The following is a 19056-nucleotide window of genomic DNA, read 5'->3' on the forward strand; positions in this document are numbered from 1 at the left end:
CGCTCAGGCGAAGGTCTCGAACGTACCTGCATTCGGGCAGAACACGGGCGCGTTCTCGCGCGCCGTTCCCGCTTCGAGTTCGTGGGCGCAGCGGCCTTTCGCGGCGCAGCGCGAGCAAAGGATCGCAAGGTCGCGTAAGACGCCCGGCACCTCGGCTTCGAGCCGCTGTTCGTGGATCCCGTAGGCGGCCATCATCCGGTGCATCAGCCCGTCGGCGCCCGACCCGTGTTCGATGACGTCCCGAAGGTCCGCGACGGAAAGTCCCACTTCCGCGGCTATCTCGGATGCCAGCTCGGGGTCCAGCGAATTGATCTCCCGCAGGCCGGTGATGGCGTCCCGGTGGCGTCGCCATCTCTCGGCGATGCCCTCCACGATGTATCTTACCCCGTTCATGGTTCCCTCCGTTTCTCAGCCAAGTCTAGGAGCCCGAGCGGGGTCTTCCTTGACCAGGATCAAGTGCTGGGGCGGCGAGAATTGACTTTTACGTAAATGCCATGACAATCCCAAGGAGCAGTGAATCGTCAGGTCAGGAAGTGCGCATGCGGGAATACTACACGATCACCGAACTGACCCGCGAGTTCGACATTTCCACCCGCACCTTGCGCTTCTACGAGGACGAAGGGCTGATCCACCCCGTCCGGCGTGGCCGCACGCGGCTCTTCCGTCCGTCCGACCGCCATCTCGTCCGGCAGATCATGCGGGGCAAGCGGCTGGGATTTTCGATCAACGAGATCCGTGAAATCATCCAGATGTATCGCGAGCCGCCGGGCGAGGTCGGCCAGCTCAAGCTGATGATCAAGCGCATCGAAGAGAAACGCGGCGATCTGCGGCAGAAGCGGCGGGACCTCGAGGAAACGCTGGCCGAGCTCGACCACGCGGAGGAATCCTGCGTCGAGCGTCTGGTCGAACTCGGCGTCACGACCTGAGGTCCGAGCTCAGATCCAGCGACGGACCTTCTTGCGATAGTCGCGATATCTCTTGCCGAACCTCAGGTCCAGATGCCGTTCTTCGCGCTCAATCGCGAGTTTCTGCGTCAGGAAGGCGGCGACAACACCCAGGACGATGAACCAGACGCTGCCTGCGAGCAGGCCGACACCGATCATCAGGAGCGTGTTGGCGAGATAGATCGGGTTGCGCGAGAACGAGAAGGGCCCGTTCGTGACGAGATGATCGGAGCCGCGATGCGGCATGATGGTCGTCTTCGCCTTGGACAGCGTGCGCATCGCCGAGACGTCGATGGCGACCACGCCGAAGATGGATACGATGCCGATCGCGAACAGCAGATCGGACATCGGGCTCGGCACCCAGGGCAGGGGAACCTGCCACATCAGGATGATTGCCGCGGCAATGGCCGCGAGATAGATCATCGGCGGCCATGGCAGCCGGTTGGGCCGGGTCTCTGCTTCGCTCACTGACTTCCTCCCTCGTCGAGCCTCTGCATCGTGTCCACGGTGCAAATGTCGGCCATCTCCGTCAGCCGTCCTCGCGTCGTTCCATTCTGGTCTGACGAGAACACCGCGTCGAGCATGTTTTCACGTTCGACCGCATCGAGCACGCATACGCAGTAGAACGAACAGAATTCCTCGCTCCGTTCGGCGGAACAGGTCGCCTCGCAGGCCTGCCGGAACTGCACCTGCGGCGTCTCCCGCGCGGGCGGGAAAACCTGCGCGAAGAGGAAGACGCAGCCGATGAGCACCGGCTGGTGCAGAAGATAGAAGGCCAGGCTGTGCCTGCCGGCGAAGTCGAGGAGACCGGTCCAGCGCGGAAACTCCAGCCGCGCCAGGCGATCGAGAATGCCTGCCTGCCGCGCGGCGCCCGCAACCGCGATCCCGCACAGCACCGCGCCGAACCAGGGAAACAGCGGAACGTAGTCGTTCGATCGCGGCCGGTATTCCGATAGTCCGGTCCACCACCAGAGCGGGGCATCCAGCGCCGGGGTCGCGAACCAGAACGGCAAGGCGATCACGGCGACCGCGATGACGAGGACAAGCGGCCACGGCAGGCCGACGAACAGGAGCCCGAGCAGGCTCGCGAGCGCGATCTGGTGGAGAATCCCGAAGAAGATGAAGTTGTCCGGCGTCGCGATCCAGGTGACCAGCGTGATCGCCGCCGCCGCACCCGCGACGAGCAGGAGGCGCCGCCAGAATCCGGTCCAGCGCACCCCGTTCGCATGCGCGAGGAAAAGGCTAACCCCGACGAGAAACAGGAACGACGACGCGATCGACCGGGCGAAGAACTTCCAGCCCCCCACGGCCGTCATCCCCGGTTCGGCGTAGCCGAAGAACTCCAGATCCCAGGCGAAATGGTAGACGGCCATCGCGATGAGGGCCAGCCCGCGGGCGAGATCGATCGCCTGGATGCGACGGGCGGGGGCGGGTTGATGCATGGGAATGGCGATATCCGAAAGACAAGCTAGGGTCGGTCACGCGCGACCGAATGGCGGCCGGCGAACGTTGGCAGACGCCTCGAAACGCTACGGCGGGCTACATCCGGAGCAGCGAGCGGCACGGCGCCGGACTGTGATTGACACATGCACGGCCCTTCGAAAAGATGCCGTCGCTGACGAAGCGGTTTGGCGCCGGCGCTTCGATGCGAGGAGAGCAGATGAGCGTGACCATTCCCGACATCGGGCCCGATCCGATCGCTGTCCCGCGTGTCTACACGCTGCACTGGGTGAACATCATCGGGATCGGCTTCTACCATCTCGTCGCCGCTCTCGCCTTTCTGCCGTACTTTTTCTCGTGGACCGGCGTGATCCTTGTCTTCGTCGGGATGCAACTGTTCGGCACGGTCGGCATCAACGTGTTCTATCACCGCTATCTCACTCACAAGGGATTCCAGTGCCCGAAATGGCTGGAATACACGATGGCGGTCATGGCGGTCTGCTCTTTCCAGGATACGCCGGCGCACTGGGTCGCCGTGCATCGCCGGCATCACGAATTCGCCGATGACGAACCCGATCCGCATACGCCGGTGCGCAGCTTCCTGTGGGCGCATGTCGGCTGGATCCTGGTGAAGTCGCCCGACATGTCACGCTACGAGATCTACTCGCGCTACGCCAAGGACGTTCTGCGCGACCCGTTCTACAAACTCCTCGAAAAGCGGTCCGTCTATCTCGGCATCATCGTCGCGCACTGGTTCGTCTTCTTCCTCGGCGGCTTCGGCGCGACCCTGCTTGCCGGCGGCACCGGTGCGCAAGCGCTGCAGTTCGGTCTCAGCATCCTGGTCTGGGGTGTTTTCGTGCGGACGGTCTTCAACTGGCACAACACATGGGCGGTCAATTCCGTGAGCCACTTGTGGGGCTACCGGAACTACGAGACCGGGGAGCACAGCCGCAACAACATCGTCCTTGGGCTGACCGCGATGGGCGAAGGCTGGCACAACAACCATCATGCCGACCCGCGCTCGGCGCGCCACGGACACCGCCCGTGGGAGATCGACGGAACCTATCTGATCATCCGGCTGTTCGCCCTGTGCGGGTTAGCCTGGAAGATCCGTGAACCACAGGTTCCCGGCATGGCCGGCTTGCCCGAATAGTCCTCGTCAAATCAGGAAATACGGGATCATGATCCATACAATCGACGCCAACGGCGCCTCCATCCCCGCCATCGGGCTCGGAACCTGGACGCTTCGAGGAGCCGAATGTACCGGTCTGGTCGAGCATGCGCTGGACGTCGGCTACCGGCATCTCGACACTGCTGCGAGCTATGAAAACGAAACCGAAATCGGAGCCGCGGTCCGTGCCTCCGGGCTCGCGCGATCCGAACTCTTCGTCACGACCAAGGTCTGGTACACCGACATCGCGCCCGGCGACTTCGAGCGCTCGGCGGAGGCAAGCCTCAAGCGCCTCGGCCTCGACCATGTCGATCTTCTCCTGATCCACTGGCCGAGCAAGACGATTCCGCTGGAGGGTCCGATCCAGTCGCTGAACGGGGCGCTGGAGAGGGGTTATACGAAGAACATCGGCGTTTCCAACTTCCCGACCGACCTTCTCACAAGAGCGATCGAGCTCTCGGAGCACGATCTCGCCTGCAATCAGGTCGAGTATCATCCGATGCTTTCGCAGGACAAGGTCCACGCCTTGTGCCGGAAGGCCGGCATGGCGATGGTTTCCTATTGTCCGCTCCATCGCGGCGGCGGACTGTTCGAGGAACCCGCCGTGCGTTCCGCGGCGCAGAACCATGGACGCACACCCGCCCAGATCGTGCTCCGCTGGCATGTGCAGCAGGAGGGTGTCGCCGCCATCCCGCGGACGACCAAGAAGGAGCGGCTGGCCGAGAACATCGCCATCTTCGACTTCGCCCTTTCCGAAGAGGAAATGAGGGCGATCTCCGCGCTGCGATCGGCAAGCAGCCGCATCTGCGACTACGCCTTTTCCCCCGACTGGGATCGCGCCTGACGCCTTTTTCCGCGCGACGTTCGCTGCTTCGCTTTTGCGACGCTGGAGCGTCGGTTTCCTGCTAACGGCCGATCGCGCGGCGCTGCAACTGTCGCTTCGGAATTCTCCGGCAGGCAGGAATGGCGACTCAGGTCCGGCACCCGATCTGGCTACCAGCGGTGCGCGCGCCGGGCGCGAGCACCTTTGCCATCCTCTATGCGCTGGAATCCTTCGCGCGCGCCTCGGTTTCGAGCGTCATCCCGATCCAGATCTACGAGGTGCTGCGCGACAAGCAGGCGGTGTCGCTCGTCTATACCGGGGTAGCTCTGGCCGGAATATCGGTTACGCTGTTCATGCCGTTGCTGATCGCGCGGTTCGCCCGCCGGTGGGTCTACACGGCCGGCGTGGTCGCCCTCGTCCTGGGTGCTCTGCTGTTCCTGACCCAGTCGCTTCCCACCCAGATGCTTGGCATGCTGTGCCGGGTGATGGGCGCCAGCGCGCTCTCGATCACGCTCAACCTCTACATCATGGAGCACATCCGCAAGACGAAGTTCATCGAGGCCGAATCGATGCGTCTCGCCTGGTCGACCTTCGCCTGGACGGGCGGGCCGGCGCTCGGCGTCTTCCTCTACACGCGATACGGCATCGTGGCCGCGCATGGGGTGGTGATCCTGTTTTCGGTGATCCTGCTTTGCCTGTTCTGGTACTTCAGGCTCGGCGACAATCCCTTGATCCGGCCGGGCAAGATCCGGCCCGCCAATCCGCTCGCCAACATCGGACGCTTCGTCAGCCAGCCGCGTCTGAGGCTGGCATGGCTTATCGCCTTCGGACGCTCCTGCTTCTGGACGACCTTCTTCGTCTACGGCCCGATCCTCATGGTGTCCTCCGGCCAAGGCGAGATGGCCGGCGGGCTGCTCGTCTCGGGCGGAAATGCGCTGCTGTTCTCGGCGCTGATCTGGGGCTGGGCCGGCAAGCGATTCGGCGCGCGCAACACGATGGCCTTTGCCTTTGCCGCGACCGGCACGATGCTGCTTGGAGCGGGCTATGTCGGCGAGGCCGCTCCGGTAACCGCTGCGGTGTTCCTGCTGGCGGCGGCATTCTTCTGCATCGCGCTCGACGCGCTCGGCTCGACCGCCTACATGCGCAGCGTGCATGCCTGGGAGCGGCCGCAGATGACGGCGGTCTACCGCACCTATCTCGACCTCTCGGAACTCCTCCCGCCGCTGGTTTATTCGGTGGCGCTGGCCTTCTTCGGCCTCGGTTCCGTCTTCGCCACCCTCGGCATCTTCGTCCTTCTGTGCGGCGTGGTCACCTTCGTCTACCTGCCGCGGCGCATGTGAGGGTCATTTCGGGCAGCCTCGTTCGCCTTCGACCTGCACGATGCTGCCGACGTTCTGCCTTTCGATGAGCGAGAGCTTCACCTGCGCCTGGTCGGATACCCAGCAGCCGGCGTTGTCGAAATAGGATTGCGCTCGCTTCGTCCTGAAGCAGTAGCCGTTTTCGGCAAAGATCGAATTGCGCACGTACCACAGGTTCTCGCAGGAAAGTTGCCGCAGGTTGGCCTTCGTGAACTGGTTCACGTCGGTGCACCCAACTCCTTCATAGCAGCCAGCAGTGGCTCCACCGGTCAGCGCGAGGCCCGTCAGGATGGCGAGAAAGAGACGCATGAAGTTCTCCCGAGTTTGCGGTCTCATAGCGTTCAGCGGCTCTGCGCGCGCACCCAGTCGTGAAACCGTGCGATCTCGTATTCCTCCGGCATCAGCACGCCGCGTTGGTGGCGATTGGAGGCGAGGCCCCGCTGGTTCACCTCGCAGATGGCCGCATCCTGCCCGAGCACCAGGCGGCCGAAGGATACGATGTTGTCCAGTTCCTCGGCGGTCGGGGGCAGGGTGTCGGGCGTGAAGAACCATTCCGCCGTCAGTTCCGTCTGCGTCGGCGACAGAGGCCTCAGGCTGACCGCGCGGACGTAGTCGACATGGCCGACGACGAAGAGCGAGGGCAGGTGGGTCACGTATGTCTGGCCCGCTGCGCGCTCGCGGTCGCCGAGACCCTGAAAGGCGCGGCCATGCGCGCTGCCGTCGCTCGACCAGGTTTCCGCGCCGTTTCGCAGCGTGCCGGAGAATTCCGGCGCGGGATCGTCCGCGTGTGCCGCCCAGTCCGGGTCGTCGTGCCGGTCCATCAGACCGCGTCCGTAGATCGGGACGAGCGCCGAAAGCTCGGGATGGACGCCCGGGCAGTGCAGGCACTCGTTGTAGTTTTCCCAGAAGATTTTCCAGTTGCAGTTCATCGTCTTGCGGAAGACGTGCGCGCTGGTCATCGTGTCGAGCGGCCAGTCCGCTAGCACCCGCGGATCGACATCGAAACTTCCGTCCAGCGAAGCGCCCGGTTCCGCGCCGAGGTTGACGAAGACGAAGCCGCGCCATTCGGCGACGGCCACGCGGTAGAGCGGATGGTCGCCCTTCTCGAAACCGGCGGGACAGGACTTGGAAGGCACGCGCACCAGATCGCCGTTCAGCGAATAGGACCAGGCGTGATAGGGGCACACGATCAGCCGCGACTTCAGCCGCCCGCTGTCCTCCGATTTCAGCGCCGAACCGCGATGCCGGCAGGTGTTGTGAAAGGCGCGCAGGTCTCCGTCCTCGCCGCGCAGCAGGAGGATTTCCTGGTCGCCGAGCCGGAACAGCCGGAAATCGCGCGGCTCGGCCAACTCGCTCGACCGGCAGGCGTAGACCCAGTTCCGATACCAGATATCCCTGAGGTCGCGGTCATATTCCTCGGTGCCGTAATAGGCCCGGCTGTCGAGCGTCGGCCGGCTCTCGGCAAGGCCGTTCCAGGAAGGCTCGGCAGAGGGATGGACGTTCATCGAGACCTCCATGGAATTGCTCCCGCGAGTTTACGAAAGCGGAGGCACGGCGTCGATAGCTGCCTTTCAGCAAACGCTTTGCCGAATACCCACCCGGACGTGTGTCGCCGCCGATGTTTGAATCCGATCCAGAATCAGTCTCCTCGGCGACTCTTGCGCCGGCTGACGAATCAGCGAAGGATGAGGGCTGCCGAAGGCAGGGACGGTCGGTAGCCGGAGCAGGGCTCGTGAACCGTGGACCGTCTCGCCCGAGCGGGCCGGAAATGTTCGAGGACGGGCAAGCGAAGAGCTGAAGCCCGGAGCCGAACATGCATCAAGGTCGAGAACATCCGCACAGTTGGCGCTTCATGCGCCGCGCGAGCCGCCAGGCAAAGCCCCTCGCGCTTCTTCGAACAATGGCCCTTGCCGCGTTTGCCTCGGGTATCTTCGGCGGCGCCCACGCCCATGACGCCCCGTCGGGCTGGAACTATCCCTTCGCCTGTTGCTCGGGGTTCGACTGTCGCCCGGTCGAAGCGAGGGTGATCAGCGAAAGGCCGGAAGGCTACGTGATCGCCTCGACCGGAGAAGTGGTCGCCTACAGCGACCGGAGGGTGCGGAACTCGCCGGACGGCGAGTTCCACTGGTGCTCTGTCGCCGGCAGGAACGACGGCAGGACCATCTGCCTGTTCGTCCCGCCGCGGGCCTTCTGAAAACCGCTAGCGTCCGACCACCGTCTGACGCTGTTCGCCGAGGCCGTCGATGCCGAGGTGCATGGTGTCGCCGACCTTGAGGAATATCGGCGGCTTCTTGCCGAGGCCGACGCCGGGCGGGGTGCCCGTGGTGATGACGTCGCCGGGTTCCAGCACCATGAACTCGGAGAGATAGGATATGATCTCTGCGACCGGGAAGATCATCGTCGAAGTGGTGCCGGTCTGCATGCGCTCGCCGTTCACATCGAGGAACATGGAAAGGTTCTGCGGGTCGGCAACCTCGTCGGCTGTGACCAGCCAGGGGCCCAGTGGGCCGAAGGTCGGCGCGCTCTTGCCCTTGATCCACTGGCCGCCGCGCTCGGCCTGGTAGGCGCGCTCGGAGACGTCGTTGCAGAGCGCGTACCCGAACACCTTCGACAGTGCCTCCTCCTCGGTGACGTAGTCGCAGCGTTCGCCGATTACGATGGCGAGTTCGACCTCCCAGTCGAGCTTCTGCGAGCCCTTCGGCATCAGGATGTCGTCGTTCGGGCCGCACAGGCAACTCGGCGCCTTCGAGAACACGATCGGCTCGTTGGGGATCGCGGCGCCGGTTTCGGCGGCGTGGTCGGCGTAGTTGAGGCCGATCGCGATGAAGTGCCCGATGCGCTTCACCGGCGAGCCGATGCGCGCGCCTTCCGGCGCCTTCGGGAGCGACGCGGGATCTACCGCCGAAAGCTTTTCCTTCAGCGCGGGCGACAGCGTCTCGGGCCCATAGTCGTCGATGACGCCCGAGGCATCGCGCAAAACGCCGTCGGCGTCGACCAGTCCGGGTTTTTCGTTGCCCGGTTCACCAAAACGCACCAGTTTCACTTTTCTGTCCCTCCCGATGAATGCAGCGGATGAAGCGGATCGACGGCTCAAAAGGCGCTGTTGAACAGCCCGCCGTCGAGAACGAGGTTCTGCCCGGTGATGTACCCCGAATTCTGCGAACACAGGAACGCGCAGGCCTGGCCGAACTCCTCGGGCCGGCCGAGCCGGCCAGCAGGGATTTCGTTCGCCGTGCGCTCGGCCTGTTCGGTCTCGCTGACTCCGGATTTCTCAGCCGCGAAGACGATGGTCTTGCGGATGCGGTCGGTATCGAACTTGCCGGGCAGGACGTTGTTGATGGTGACGTTCTTGCCGGCGACCGTGCGCGCCACGCCGGCGAGGAAGGCCGTCAGGCCGGCCCGCGCGCCGGACGAGAGATCGAGGCCTGGGATCGGCTGGTAGACCGACAGCGAGGTGATGTTGACGATCCGGCCGAAGCCACGCTCGGCCATGCCGTCGATGACCGCCTGGATCAGCTCGATCGGGGTAACCATGTTCTGGGCGACGCCTTCCAGCATCGCCGCGCGGTCGAGCTGGCGGAAATCCTTCAGCGGAGGACCGCCATTGTTGTTGACGAGGATGTCGGGCGCGGGACAGGCGGTGAGCAGCGCCTTCTGGCCTTCCGGCGTCGAAACGTCCGCCGCGACCTCCTCGACCGTCACGCCAAACCGCTCGCGGATCTCCGCCGCGGTCCGGGCGAGCACCTCGGTGTTGCGGCCGTTGACCACGACGTCGCATCCGGCCTCCGCGAGCGCCATGGCGCAGGCGCGTCCGAGCCCCTTGCTCGACGCGCACACGATCGCCCTGCGTCCCCTGATGCCGAGATCCATCGCCGTTCCTCCCACCCGTTTCCGCGAAACGGTCTAGCGGGCGGAGTGGGAATCCACAACCGTCATAAGCCTGTGACATGAATCGTGTCTTGCCTTCCTCCAAGAGAAAGGCCGGGGCGATCCGATGAAAGACGAGCCGATCCGCAATTTCCGCACGCTCTTCATATCGGACGTGCATCTCGGCTCGAAGCCCGCCAAGGCCGAGTTCCTGATCGATTTCCTGCGCTTTCACGAAGCGCAGAAGATATTTCTCGTTGGCGACATCGTCGACGGCTGGCGGCTGCGCCGCTCCTGGCACTGGCCGCAGGCCCACAACGACGTCGTCCAGAAGCTGCTGCGCAAGGCGCGCAAGGGTGCGGAGATCGTCTACATCGCCGGCAACCACGACGAGTTCCTGCGCGGCTTCCAGGGCGTGCATTTCGGCGGCATCGTCGTCGCGGATCGCGTGGTGCACGAGACCGCCGACGGGCGGCGCTTTCTCGTGATTCACGGCGACCAGTTCGACAGCGTCGTCCACAACGTGCGCTGGCTCGCTTATCTGGGCGACAAGGCCTACGACGCCGCGATCGTGGTCAACCGGGCGATCGGTCTATTCCGGCGCGCGTTCGGCATGCCCTATTGGTCGTTCTCGTCGTGGGCGAAGGTCAAGGTGAAGCGTGCCGTAAACTTCATCGGCTCGTTCCAGAACGTCGTGGCGGAAGAGGCGCGGCGGTCTGGCGTAGACGGCATCATCTGCGGCCACATTCACCACGCCACGATCGAGACCATCTCCGGCGTCGAATACATCAACACCGGCGACTGGGTGGAAAGCTGCACGGCGGTGGCCGAGCGCCTGGACGGCACGTTTGAGATCCTGACCTGGGCGAAGGTCGTCCATGCCGAGCCGGAGCCTGCTTCCGAGCCCGTCCTCGGGCTGGTTCGCGACAGGGCGGTGGAAGCGGCTTAGCCCGGCCGGGACTGATGGCGGCCTGACGGCCAAGTCCGATCGGACACCGGCGTTTCACGATGCCGGCTTTGGTGGTATCGGGGGCCTATTGCTCGGGACCCGCATGGCGCGCCTCCCGAAGTCGCCGGAATTCCGCTTTCGCATGTCCCTTCCTCCGCTGACGCCCGAACAATCGGTCAAGCCGCCGCATTTCGAGGCGCGCATGTCGCTGCTGTTCGCCGCGATCTTCGTGCCGATGGGATTCCACCTTCCGTACTTTCCGCTGTGGTTGGAGGAGCGCGGCTTCGATGCGGCGCAGGTGGGACTGATCCTGTCGGCGCCCATCTTCGTGCGCCTCATGGCGGTGCCGGCGATCACCGCATTCGCCGACCGCGCGCCCGACCGTGCCTATGTGCTGATCGCGCTCGCAGCTGCCGCCCTGGTGGCCTCGCTCGGCTATTTCCTGCCGGTAGGTCCGGTATTCGTACTGTCGATCTCGTTGATCCTCTCTGTCGTGTGGTCGCCGCATTCTCCGCTTGCCGATTCGCTCGCACTTTCGGGCGTGCGCCGCTACGGGTCCGATTATTCCCGCCTGCGCATCTGGGGCACGGCCTCCTTCCTGGCGGCCAATCTCGCGGGCGGCGCGGTGCTGGCGCGCTTTGACGCCGGCGTCTTCCCGTGGCTCTTCAGCGGCGGTCTCGCCGGGATCGTCGTGGCCGCGCTCTTCGCGCCCCGGCTGGGTCGTCCGCGGCGGCCGTCGCAACTCCCCACCGATCTGCCGGATGCCCGGCGCGTACTCTCCGATCCGTATTTCCTGACCATCGCTTTCGGTTGCGGCTCTGTCATCGCCAGTCACGGCTTCTTCTACGCTTTCGGTTCGATCTACTGGAAATCCCTGGGGATCGCGTCCGACACCGTCGGGTTCCTGTGGGCGTTGATGGTGCTCGCGGAGATGTTCCTATTTTTCGTCTTCCGCCGGCTCTTTTCGGGGTTCGGCGTGCCTGCGATCCTCGCCGTCTGCGCCGGTGCCGCGGTGGTCAGATGGGTGGCGATGCCTCTGGTGTGGCCGCTCGGTCTCGGCCTTGCCGGGTTCGGCGTCGTGCAGGCCCTCCACGCGTTCTCGACCGGCCTGACGATGCTGGGGCTCCAGAAGATGATCGCCGAGACGATACCCGAGGAGCGTACCGGAGCCGCGCAAGGCATTGCGTTCGCAGCCAACAGCGGCGGCATGGCCGTGGTCACCCTCGCGTCGGGACCGCTCTATGCATATGCCGGCGCCGTCGGCTTCCTGGCGATGGCGGCGCTCTCGTCGGTCGGGCTTGTCTTGGCTTTGGCCGCTTACCGGCTAACCCCAGAGGGCGGGCGAGGGCGGTGACACCAGCGAACCGGAATAGGAAAGCGCGGGCGAGCGGTCGCGCGCGAGAAGCAGCGGCCCGTCGAGATCGACGTAGTCCGCGTCCTGCGCCAGGAGCACGGCAGGCGCCATCGACAGGGACGTGCCGACCATGCAGCCCACCATGATACCGAAGCCGGCCTGTCGCGCCCGGTCGCGCAGCTGCATGGCGGCGGTCAGGCCGCCGGTCTTGTCCAGCTTGATGTTGACGAAATCGTAGAGCCCGGTGAGTTCCGGGATGCTGTCGGCGGTATGCACACTCTCGTCAGCGCAGATCGGCACAGGATGGGGGATGTCGCGCAAAATCGCGTCCTTTCCGGCCGGGAGCGGCTGCTCGACCAGCGCGATGTGGAACTGCGCGGCGGCCATGAGATTCTCGCGGATATTGTCCTCGGTCCAGCCCTCGTTCGCATCCAGGATAATGCGGCTGTTCGGCGCCGCACTTGCGACCGCGTGGATGCGGGCGGCGTCGTTCGCCGCGCCGACCTTGACCTTGAGCAGCGGGCGTTCGGCTGCCGCGCGGGCTTGGCCCGCCATCTCTTCGGGATCGCCGAGGGAGATCGTGTAGGCAGTGACCACCGGCCGCGGCAGCACCCGGCACACGCGCATGTGCGCATTGTGGCCCAGGCTTTTTGCTTCCAGGTCCCACAGCGCGCAGTCGACGGCGTTGCGGGCTGCGCCCGGGCGCATGGCCGACAGGAGTTCCTCGCGCGACAGGCCGCGTTCGATGTCGCCGCGCACCGCCTCGACCGCGTCGAGCACGTTCGCCACCGTCTCGCCGTAGCGCCCGTAGGGAACGCACTCGCCGCGTCCGGAATGATCGCCCTGGCGGATCGTGCAAATGACGACTTCCGCCTCGGTCTTGGAACCGCGCGAGATTCTAAAGCTTCCCGCTATCGGGAACCGTTCGGTTTCGAGCTGCAGAGAATTAGTCATGGTACTTCCGATGCCGGAACTGTTGCGACGCATCCGACAAATCGACACGACCGCATCCAAGGGTTAATAGTCCTTCCCATGTTGGACAAGCACCAGGCAGACGAAAGTCCGCAAGATCGATCCGAACCGCCCCGCCGGCCGACCGTCGAACGACGCGCGGAAGGCGGGCAGCTCAGCGTTTCGCTGGGCGGCCCGTGGCTCACGCGCACGGTGGCAAGCGTCGAGCCCGAATTGCGCGAGCTGGAAGGGGAGACTGGCGCCAAGTCGCTCGTCATCGACCTGTCCTCCGTGACCCGGATGGACACGGCCGGCGCTTGGGTCATCAAGCGGCTGGCGGCGGCGCACGAGAAAGCCGGGCACGACGTCGAGATTCGCGAGGCCGGACCTACGGAGACGATCCTGCTCGCCGCCGTCGACGACGCGATCCAGCAGGACATCCCACCGGAGGAGACCCGTCGGTTTGGACCGGTCGCGATGCTCGAGGGAATCGGGCGCGTCGTTGTCCAGGGCGGCGAGGAATTCCTGATGGCGATGCACATTCTCGGCGCCACGGTCCGCGGCTCCCAGATGAAGCGCGGACGCGGGCACGGCGTGAACATAGCCGCCATCGCCACCCAGATCGACCGGATGGGCATCGGTGCCATCCCGGTTGTCCTGTTGATGTCGACTATCGTCGGCGCCATCGTGGCGCAGCAGGGCGCCTTCCAGTTGCGCTATTTCGGTGCAGAGATCTTCGTCGTCGACCTGGTCGGCATCCTCGTCTTGCGCGAGATGGGCGTGCTCCTGACCGCGATCATGATCGCCGGTCGCACCGGCAGCGCCATCACCGCCGAGATCGGCTCGATGAAGATGCGCGAGGAAGTCGACGCCCTCACCGTGATCGGTCTAAACCCCATCGGGGTGCTTGTCTTTCCGCGGCTTGTCGCGCTCGTCATCGTCCTGCCGTGCCTCACGGTGGCGTCGAACGTCGCTGCGATCATCGGCGCCATGGGCGTGGGCTGGGTCTATTCCGGCATCACGCCGGAGGCCTTCTTCGACCGCATGAGTGCGGCGGTCGATTATACGAGTGTTCTGTCGGGCCTCATCAAAGCCCCATTCATGGCTTTGATCATCGGCATCATCGGATCGGTCGAGGGCATGAAGGTTGGCGGTAGCGCGGAATCCCTCGGACGACACGTTACCGCTTCGGTCGTGAAGTCCATCTTCGTCGTCATCGTCGTGGACGGGTTCTTCGCAATCTTCTACGCGGCGATCGATTTCTAGTTCCCGGGCAGTGGCGGCAATGGCAACCAGCATGGACACAGGCGCGCCTGACGGCACGGACCACGACATCGTCCTTTCGGTACGCGGCGTCAAAGTAGCCTTCGGAGAGCAGGTAGTGCTCGACGGACTGGACCTCGACGTCTATCGCGGCGAGATCCTCGGCTTCGTCGGCGCGTCGGGAGCCGGCAAGTCGGTGCTGCTGCGCACGGTCCTCGGGCTGAACAAGAAGCAGGCCGGGACGATACGCCTCTTCGGCGTCGACCTCGACAACGTCACCGATCAGGAGCGGGTCAGCCTCGACATGCGCATGGGCATGCTGTTCCAGCACGGAGCGCTGTTTTCCGGCCTCACCGTCATCGAGAACATCCAGGTTCCGATGCGCGAATATCTCGACCTGCCGAAGCCACTGATGAACGAACTGGCGCGCCTGAAGATCGAGCTCGTCGGACTGCCGGCGAATGCGGCGTCGAAGTATCCCTCGCAGCTGTCTGGCGGCATGATCAAGCGCGCGGCACTCGCCCGTGCGCTTTCGCTCGATCCCGCCATCGTCTTCCTCGACGAACCGACCTCCGGCCTCGACCCGATCGGCGCGGCTGAGTTCGACGAACTCGTCGCCAAGCTGCGCGACACGATGGGCCTCACCGTCTACATGGTGACCCACGACCTCGACAGCCTGTTCTCGGTCTGCGACCGCGTCGCGGTGCTGGGCCAGAAGCGGGTCCTTGTCGAAGGGCCGGTGAGCTATATGCTCACAGTCGAGGAACCGTGGGTCAAATCCTACTTCCGGGGCAAGAGAGCGCGGCAGATCGATCCGGCCGCCCATACGAAGAATCACACGGCCGGAGCGGCAAGCTGATGGATACCAAAGCCAACTACGTCTCGGTCGGCCTCTTCACGCTGGTGCTGGTCTCCGCCCTGTTCGCGATGATCTACTGGAGCTTCGGCATCAACTCGAGCGGCGACACGACGTTGCTGCGGGTGCGCATCCCGGGATCTGCCGCCGGCCTCGGCCGCGGCAGCGCGGTGCTGTTCAACGGCATCAAGGTCGGCGACGTGCGCCGCGTGTACATCGACGTCAACAACCCGACCGTCGCGATCGCCGACACCGAGGTAGACCGCCTGACGCCGATCACCGCGTCCACCCGCGCCGACATCGGTCTGGCGGGCCTGACCGGCCAGGCGAGCATCGAGCTGAAGGGCGGCAATCCGGACGAGCCGAACCTGCTCGTCACCGCCGAGGCGGAGAACACCATCCCCGAGATCGAGGCCAACCCGTCCGCGGTCACCAACCTTCTGCAGACCGCGCAGGATATCTTCAAGCGCGCGGACTCCGTGCTCAACACTCTCGAAGGCTTCACCACGGACGTGCGCGGCCCCATGACCAGCACGGCCCAGAACATCGAGGTGTTCTCGCAGGCTCTGAGCCGCAACGCCGAAGGCGTCGACAAATTCCTCGCCAACTTCGGAGAACTCTCCGAGACGATCGGCAACGTCTCGGGGCGACTCGATTCGACGCTCGCTGCTGCCGAGAACCTGTTGAATTCCGTCGACCGCGACAAGGTGGGCGAGATCGTCACCAATCTCGAAACCTTCACCGGACGCCTCCAGACCGCCTCGGCCGATCTCGAAGGCATCATGCAGAACGTCGACCAGACCATGGTCTCGGTGAGGGGGCTGGCAGAGAACGCCGGCGGGGTCGTCGAGAAGGCGAGCGGCATCCTCGACGATGTGCAGGCGGGGGTGCAGACCGCAGCCGGTTCGATCGAGCGCCTTTCGACCAGCGCGGCGGGAACCCTGACGCGCGCCGACGACGTGCTCACCTCAGCAAAGACTGGCATCGATACCGCCGTCGCATCGGTGGAGCGCCTCTCCACCGACGCCTCGAACACGCTGAAAGGCGTTGACGAAGTCCTCGTGACGGCCCGCTCGGGCGTCGATACGGCGGTCACGTCGTTCAATCGCCTGTCGACCGATGCATCGAGCACGCTCGGCAAGGTGAACGGTCTTCTCGATACCGCCCAGTCGAGCATCGATACTGCGGCGGGTTCCGTCGAGCAGGTGGCGCGGGATGCCTCCAATTCTCTAACCAGGGTCGACGAAATCCTGGCGGGCGTCGATCCGGCCAAGGTGGACAACGTGTTGACCGCATTCGAGGGCGCCGCCACCAACGCGCGCTCCGCGACCCAGGACATCGCCGCCCTGGCGCAGAAGTTCAGCGAACGCTCCGGAGACATCGAGCAGATCATCGCCAACACGCGCGGCATCACCGACAATCTCGGCAATGCCTCAGCGCGCGTCGGCGGGGTGATCGACAAGGCCGATTCGCTGCTCGCCGGTATCGACTCGCAGGCCGTCAGCACGGCCGTGACCGACTTCCAGGGCGCGGCGGCGAGCGCGCGCAAGGCTGCGAACGACGTTGCGGCGCTGACCGAGCGGTTCTCGACGCGCGGCGACGACATCGAGCAGATCATTACCGCCGCGCGCGGCATGGCCGACAATCTGAACCAGGCCTCCACCCGCGTCGACGGCGTGCTGGCCAAGGTGGACGCGCTGCTCCAAAGCGTCGATGCCGCGAAAGTGAACAATGCGCTGACGAGCTTCGAGACGGCGGCCGGCGATGCCCAGCGCGCCGCAAACGACGTCGCCGAATTCACCGACCGCTTCACCGCGCGCTCCGACGACGTCGACGCCATCGTCACCGACGCCAAGGTGATTGCCGAGAACCTGCGCCAGGCGTCTACGCGCGTGGAAGGCGTCCTCGTGCAGGCCGAGCAACTGCTCGGCTCGGGCGAGGCTGAGGGCCTGATGGCCGACGCGGGCGCGACATTGCAGTCCTTCCGCCAGGTCGCCGACACGCTGAATTCCAGGCTGGGAACCATTCTGGACGGGCTCGGGCGATTCAGCGGCCAGGGATTGCGCGACGTCGAGTCGCTCGTCCGCGACAGTCGCCGCTCGATCAACCGCATCGAAGAGACGATCACCGAATTCGAGCGCAACCCGCAGCGCATCATCACGGGTGGCGACGGGGCCGTGCGGCAGTACGACGGCAGGGTGCGGCGTTGACATCGAAGGTTCGCACGGCCAAGACACAGTGAAAGCGTTCGCGGCGGTTGCCGTCGCGAGACGTCGGGGACATCAGAGTGAAGAGCAGTCGGTTCGTTGGAGTATTGGTGGGCGTGGCGGCACTTGCGTCCGGTTGCGCGGCATTGCCGGGCGGCGGTCCCGATCCGCTCGACACCTACGAACTGACGACGCCTGACCTGTCGGTCTCGGGACCCGCCAATCCCCGCACGCAGATCCTCATTGCCGAGCCGAACGCGCTCAAGTCGCTCGACGGCCAGGACATCGTCGTCAAGCCCGCGCCTGCCTCGATCCAGTTTCTGAAAGGCGCGCAATGGGGTGACCGGCTTCCGAAGCTGGTGCAGGCGCGGCTCGCGGAGGCGTTCCAGCGCTCCGACAAGTTCGCCGGCGTCGGCAGGCCCGGCGACGGCCTGGCCATCGACTACCAGATCGTCGTCGAGATTCGCTCCTTCGAGGTTCGCGTCCAGCCGGGCGAACGCGCCTATGTCGAGTTTTTCGTGCGCATCCTGAACGACCGCAACGGCGTCGTGCGCGCGGCGCGAAGCTTCGATGCCGCGGTTCCGGTGACCGGAACCGGCAACGACGCCCGCGTCGCCGCGATGGACGCAGCGTTCGGCTCGGTCGCCTCGGCCGTCGTGGAATGGGCCGTCGGCGTCATCTGATAGCATCGACGGCCACGATCGACCGTCCGCCCCGCGTGGTTTTCCTATGACGTGTCGTTCGGCTTCCATCCGCGGCCGCTAAAGCGGCAGGTAGAGCCCGGCGCGGCGTGACCACACGCCAGAACGCGCCGCTCGGGCTGCCTTTCGAACAGGTCCCGGAGGGGCAACAGCGTGCACAGAGCAGCGGCCAGCGCATAGAAGCGCGCGGCGAGGCTGAGCGCGTCGTCGGGGTCCTTGCCGTCCAGTGCGATCACCTCGAGTTCCGAGAGCGGCAAGCCCGCCGCCTCGATGACGAAACTCTCCGCAACCTTCTCCGCGTAAAGCAAGAGGCACAGCACGAACCAGCGGACGGGCGCTGACCTCGTGGCCGCCTGCTCGGCCATGGCGGCGAACGAGACGAGCAGCGCGATTATGCGCCGAAGCATCCTCTCGTCGCCCATGGCCGCATGCACGTGCATCCCGCATCCCTTCGCTCACCGGCGGGTATTGTGCCGCGGGTGGTGGGGGCGTGGACGGAACCTGGCGTGAATTGGTGGAAGACGTTGATATGGTTGGGGATGGAGTTCGGCCTTGTCCACTCAATCGATCTTCCCAACCGGAACCGACCCCGAGTTGAGCGCGCGTCCTTTGTTTTTCGTCATCCCAGGGTCTGCGACTCCGCTACGCTCCGGCTCCGCCCTGGGATGACGAAGGAGGGGGTGCGTCCGCGGACCGTCGGCGGTGATTGGTGGCACAGGACTCCGCGACCCACCGCGCCGACTGGAATGGATGCTGTATCCAGCGCCGCTCCTCCGTTTCGTCATCCTTGGCCGACCGCAGCGCAGCGAAGGGAGAGCCCAGGATCCAGGCCTGAGTGGCGGTGAAGGATGAAGTGGTGGGAGGACGGTTTCCTGCGTCGTCTCAGACGGCCGCGATTCTCAGGCATGGATCTAAGGGTCTGCGCCTCCGCTACGCTCCGGCTTCGCCCTGGGATGACGAAGGTCGAGGTTGCGTCCGCGAACCGTCGGCGGCGGTTAGGGGAACAGGACTTCGCGACCCACCGCGCCGACTGGAACCGGTGCTCTATCGAGCGCCGCTACCTCTGCTTCGTCATCCTCGGCCGACCGGAGCGCAGCGCAGGGAGCGTCGAGAATCCATGCCTGAGAGGCGGCGCCGCGTGGGATGGCGGAGGACGAGTGGGGCCTGCACCG

20 protein-coding genes are annotated in these 19056 nt (G+C 65.1%); 11 read left to right on the forward strand and 9 right to left on the reverse strand.

Annotation, left to right across the window (positions count from 1 at the left end; all coding sequences use genetic code 11):
- Positions 1-3: 3 nt before the first annotated feature.
- On the reverse strand, positions 4-393 hold the full coding sequence (locus tag BSQ44_RS12605) for a DUF6455 family protein (protein WP_072604636.1): 390 nt from the start codon (positions 391-393) through the stop codon (positions 4-6).
- 146 nt (positions 394-539) lie between these two features.
- On the opposite strand from BSQ44_RS12605, the gene BSQ44_RS12610 reads away from it, so the two are divergent.
- Positions 540-926, forward strand: coding sequence for a MerR family transcriptional regulator (locus BSQ44_RS12610; RefSeq protein WP_072604639.1), 387 nt, complete (start codon positions 540-542; stop codon positions 924-926).
- 9 nt (positions 927-935) lie between these two features.
- Here BSQ44_RS12610 and BSQ44_RS12615 read toward each other — a convergent pair whose 3' ends face one another.
- Both BSQ44_RS12615 and BSQ44_RS12620 read right to left on the reverse strand, forming a co-directional pair.
- Positions 936-1412, reverse strand: a complete 477-nt coding sequence (locus BSQ44_RS12615; RefSeq protein ID WP_072604641.1) for a methyltransferase family protein — start codon at positions 1410-1412, stop codon at positions 936-938.
- Complete coding sequence (locus BSQ44_RS12620; RefSeq protein ID WP_072604643.1) at positions 1409-2386, reverse strand: acetyltransferase domain-containing protein; 978 nt, start codon at positions 2384-2386, stop codon at positions 1409-1411. Before BSQ44_RS12620 ends, BSQ44_RS12615 begins: the two co-directional genes overlap by 4 nt.
- A gap of 218 nt (positions 2387-2604) precedes the next feature.
- On the opposite strand from BSQ44_RS12620, the gene BSQ44_RS12625 reads away from it, so the two are divergent.
- The 3 genes from BSQ44_RS12625 to BSQ44_RS12635 all read left to right on the forward strand — a co-directional run bounded on the left by BSQ44_RS12625 (position 2605) and on the right by BSQ44_RS12635 (position 5718).
- Positions 2605-3537, forward strand: coding sequence for an acyl-CoA desaturase (locus tag BSQ44_RS12625; protein ID WP_235633392.1), 933 nt, complete (start codon positions 2605-2607; stop codon positions 3535-3537).
- 28 nt (positions 3538-3565) lie between these two features.
- On the forward strand, positions 3566-4399 hold the full coding sequence (locus BSQ44_RS12630) for an aldo/keto reductase (RefSeq protein ID WP_072604648.1): 834 nt from the start codon (positions 3566-3568) through the stop codon (positions 4397-4399).
- A 119-nt stretch (positions 4400-4518) separates the two neighbouring features.
- A complete protein-coding gene (locus BSQ44_RS12635) occupies positions 4519-5718 on the forward strand; it encodes an MFS transporter (protein ID WP_072604650.1) in 1200 nt (399 codons plus the stop codon).
- A 3-nt stretch (positions 5719-5721) separates the two neighbouring features.
- On the opposite strand, the gene BSQ44_RS12640 is transcribed toward BSQ44_RS12635, so the two are convergent.
- The gene (locus BSQ44_RS12640) at positions 5722-6045 is read right to left on the reverse strand and encodes a YARHG domain-containing protein (protein ID WP_157894591.1); all 324 of its coding nucleotides are present in this window, start codon (positions 6043-6045) and stop codon (positions 5722-5724) included.
- Between the two features lie 32 nt (positions 6046-6077).
- Complete coding sequence (locus BSQ44_RS12645) at positions 6078-7241, reverse strand: aromatic ring-hydroxylating oxygenase subunit alpha (protein ID WP_072608034.1); 1164 nt, start codon at positions 7239-7241, stop codon at positions 6078-6080.
- Between the two features lie 395 nt (positions 7242-7636).
- On the opposite strand from BSQ44_RS12645, the gene BSQ44_RS12650 reads away from it, so the two are divergent.
- On the forward strand, positions 7637-7930 hold the full coding sequence (locus tag BSQ44_RS12650; protein WP_072604652.1) for a hypothetical protein: 294 nt from the start codon (positions 7637-7639) through the stop codon (positions 7928-7930).
- 6 nt (positions 7931-7936) lie between these two features.
- Here the strand turns inward: BSQ44_RS12650 and BSQ44_RS12655 are convergent, their stop codons facing one another.
- Positions 7937-8779, reverse strand: coding sequence for a fumarylacetoacetate hydrolase family protein (locus tag BSQ44_RS12655; protein ID WP_072604654.1), 843 nt, complete (start codon positions 8777-8779; stop codon positions 7937-7939).
- A gap of 47 nt (positions 8780-8826) precedes the next feature.
- On the reverse strand, positions 8827-9606 hold the full coding sequence (locus BSQ44_RS12660) for an SDR family oxidoreductase (protein WP_072604656.1): 780 nt from the start codon (positions 9604-9606) through the stop codon (positions 8827-8829).
- A gap of 124 nt (positions 9607-9730) precedes the next feature.
- On the opposite strand from BSQ44_RS12660, the gene BSQ44_RS12665 reads away from it, so the two are divergent.
- Together BSQ44_RS12665 and BSQ44_RS12670 are read left to right on the forward strand one after the other, a co-directional pair.
- Positions 9731-10552 (forward strand): UDP-2,3-diacylglucosamine diphosphatase, encoded by an 822-nt coding sequence (locus BSQ44_RS12665; protein WP_072604658.1) that lies wholly within the window; start codon positions 9731-9733, stop codon positions 10550-10552.
- A gap of 142 nt (positions 10553-10694) precedes the next feature.
- Complete coding sequence (locus BSQ44_RS12670; RefSeq protein WP_072608035.1) at positions 10695-11906, forward strand: MFS transporter; 1212 nt, start codon at positions 10695-10697, stop codon at positions 11904-11906.
- On the opposite strand, the gene dgcA is transcribed toward BSQ44_RS12670, so the two are convergent.
- Positions 11877-12860: an N-acetyl-D-Glu racemase DgcA gene (gene dgcA, locus BSQ44_RS12675; protein ID WP_072604660.1), complete on the reverse strand. Its 984-nt coding sequence runs from the start codon at positions 12858-12860 to the stop codon at positions 11877-11879. The genes BSQ44_RS12670 and dgcA overlap by 30 nt on opposite strands.
- A 78-nt stretch (positions 12861-12938) precedes the next feature.
- Here dgcA and BSQ44_RS12680 point away from each other — a divergent pair, with 78 nt between their 5' ends.
- From BSQ44_RS12680 to BSQ44_RS12695, 4 genes are all read left to right on the forward strand, one after another.
- Positions 12939-14123 carry an ABC transporter permease gene (locus BSQ44_RS12680; RefSeq protein WP_072604663.1) on the forward strand — a complete coding sequence of 395 codons (1185 nt, stop codon included), beginning with the start codon at positions 12939-12941 and terminating at the stop codon, positions 14121-14123.
- A 19-nt stretch (positions 14124-14142) separates the two neighbouring features.
- Complete coding sequence (locus tag BSQ44_RS12685; protein WP_072604665.1) at positions 14143-14979, forward strand: ABC transporter ATP-binding protein; 837 nt, start codon at positions 14143-14145, stop codon at positions 14977-14979.
- Complete coding sequence (locus BSQ44_RS12690; RefSeq protein WP_072604668.1) at positions 14979-17186, forward strand: MlaD family protein; 2208 nt, start codon at positions 14979-14981, stop codon at positions 17184-17186. Before BSQ44_RS12685 ends, BSQ44_RS12690 begins: the two co-directional genes overlap by 1 nt.
- Positions 17187-17299: 113 nt before the next feature.
- Positions 17300-17866 (forward strand): ABC-type transport auxiliary lipoprotein family protein, encoded by a 567-nt coding sequence (locus tag BSQ44_RS12695; protein ID WP_235633393.1) that lies wholly within the window; start codon positions 17300-17302, stop codon positions 17864-17866.
- Between the two features lie 44 nt (positions 17867-17910).
- Here the strand turns inward: BSQ44_RS12695 and BSQ44_RS12700 are convergent, their stop codons facing one another.
- Positions 17911-18324 (reverse strand): hypothetical protein, encoded by a 414-nt coding sequence (locus BSQ44_RS12700; protein WP_072604673.1) that lies wholly within the window; start codon positions 18322-18324, stop codon positions 17911-17913.
- Positions 18325-19056: the final 732 nt, after the last annotated feature.

This window comes from Aquibium oceanicum (assembly GCF_001889605.1).
GTDB classification, from domain to species: domain Bacteria; phylum Pseudomonadota; class Alphaproteobacteria; order Rhizobiales; family Rhizobiaceae; genus Aquibium; species Aquibium oceanicum.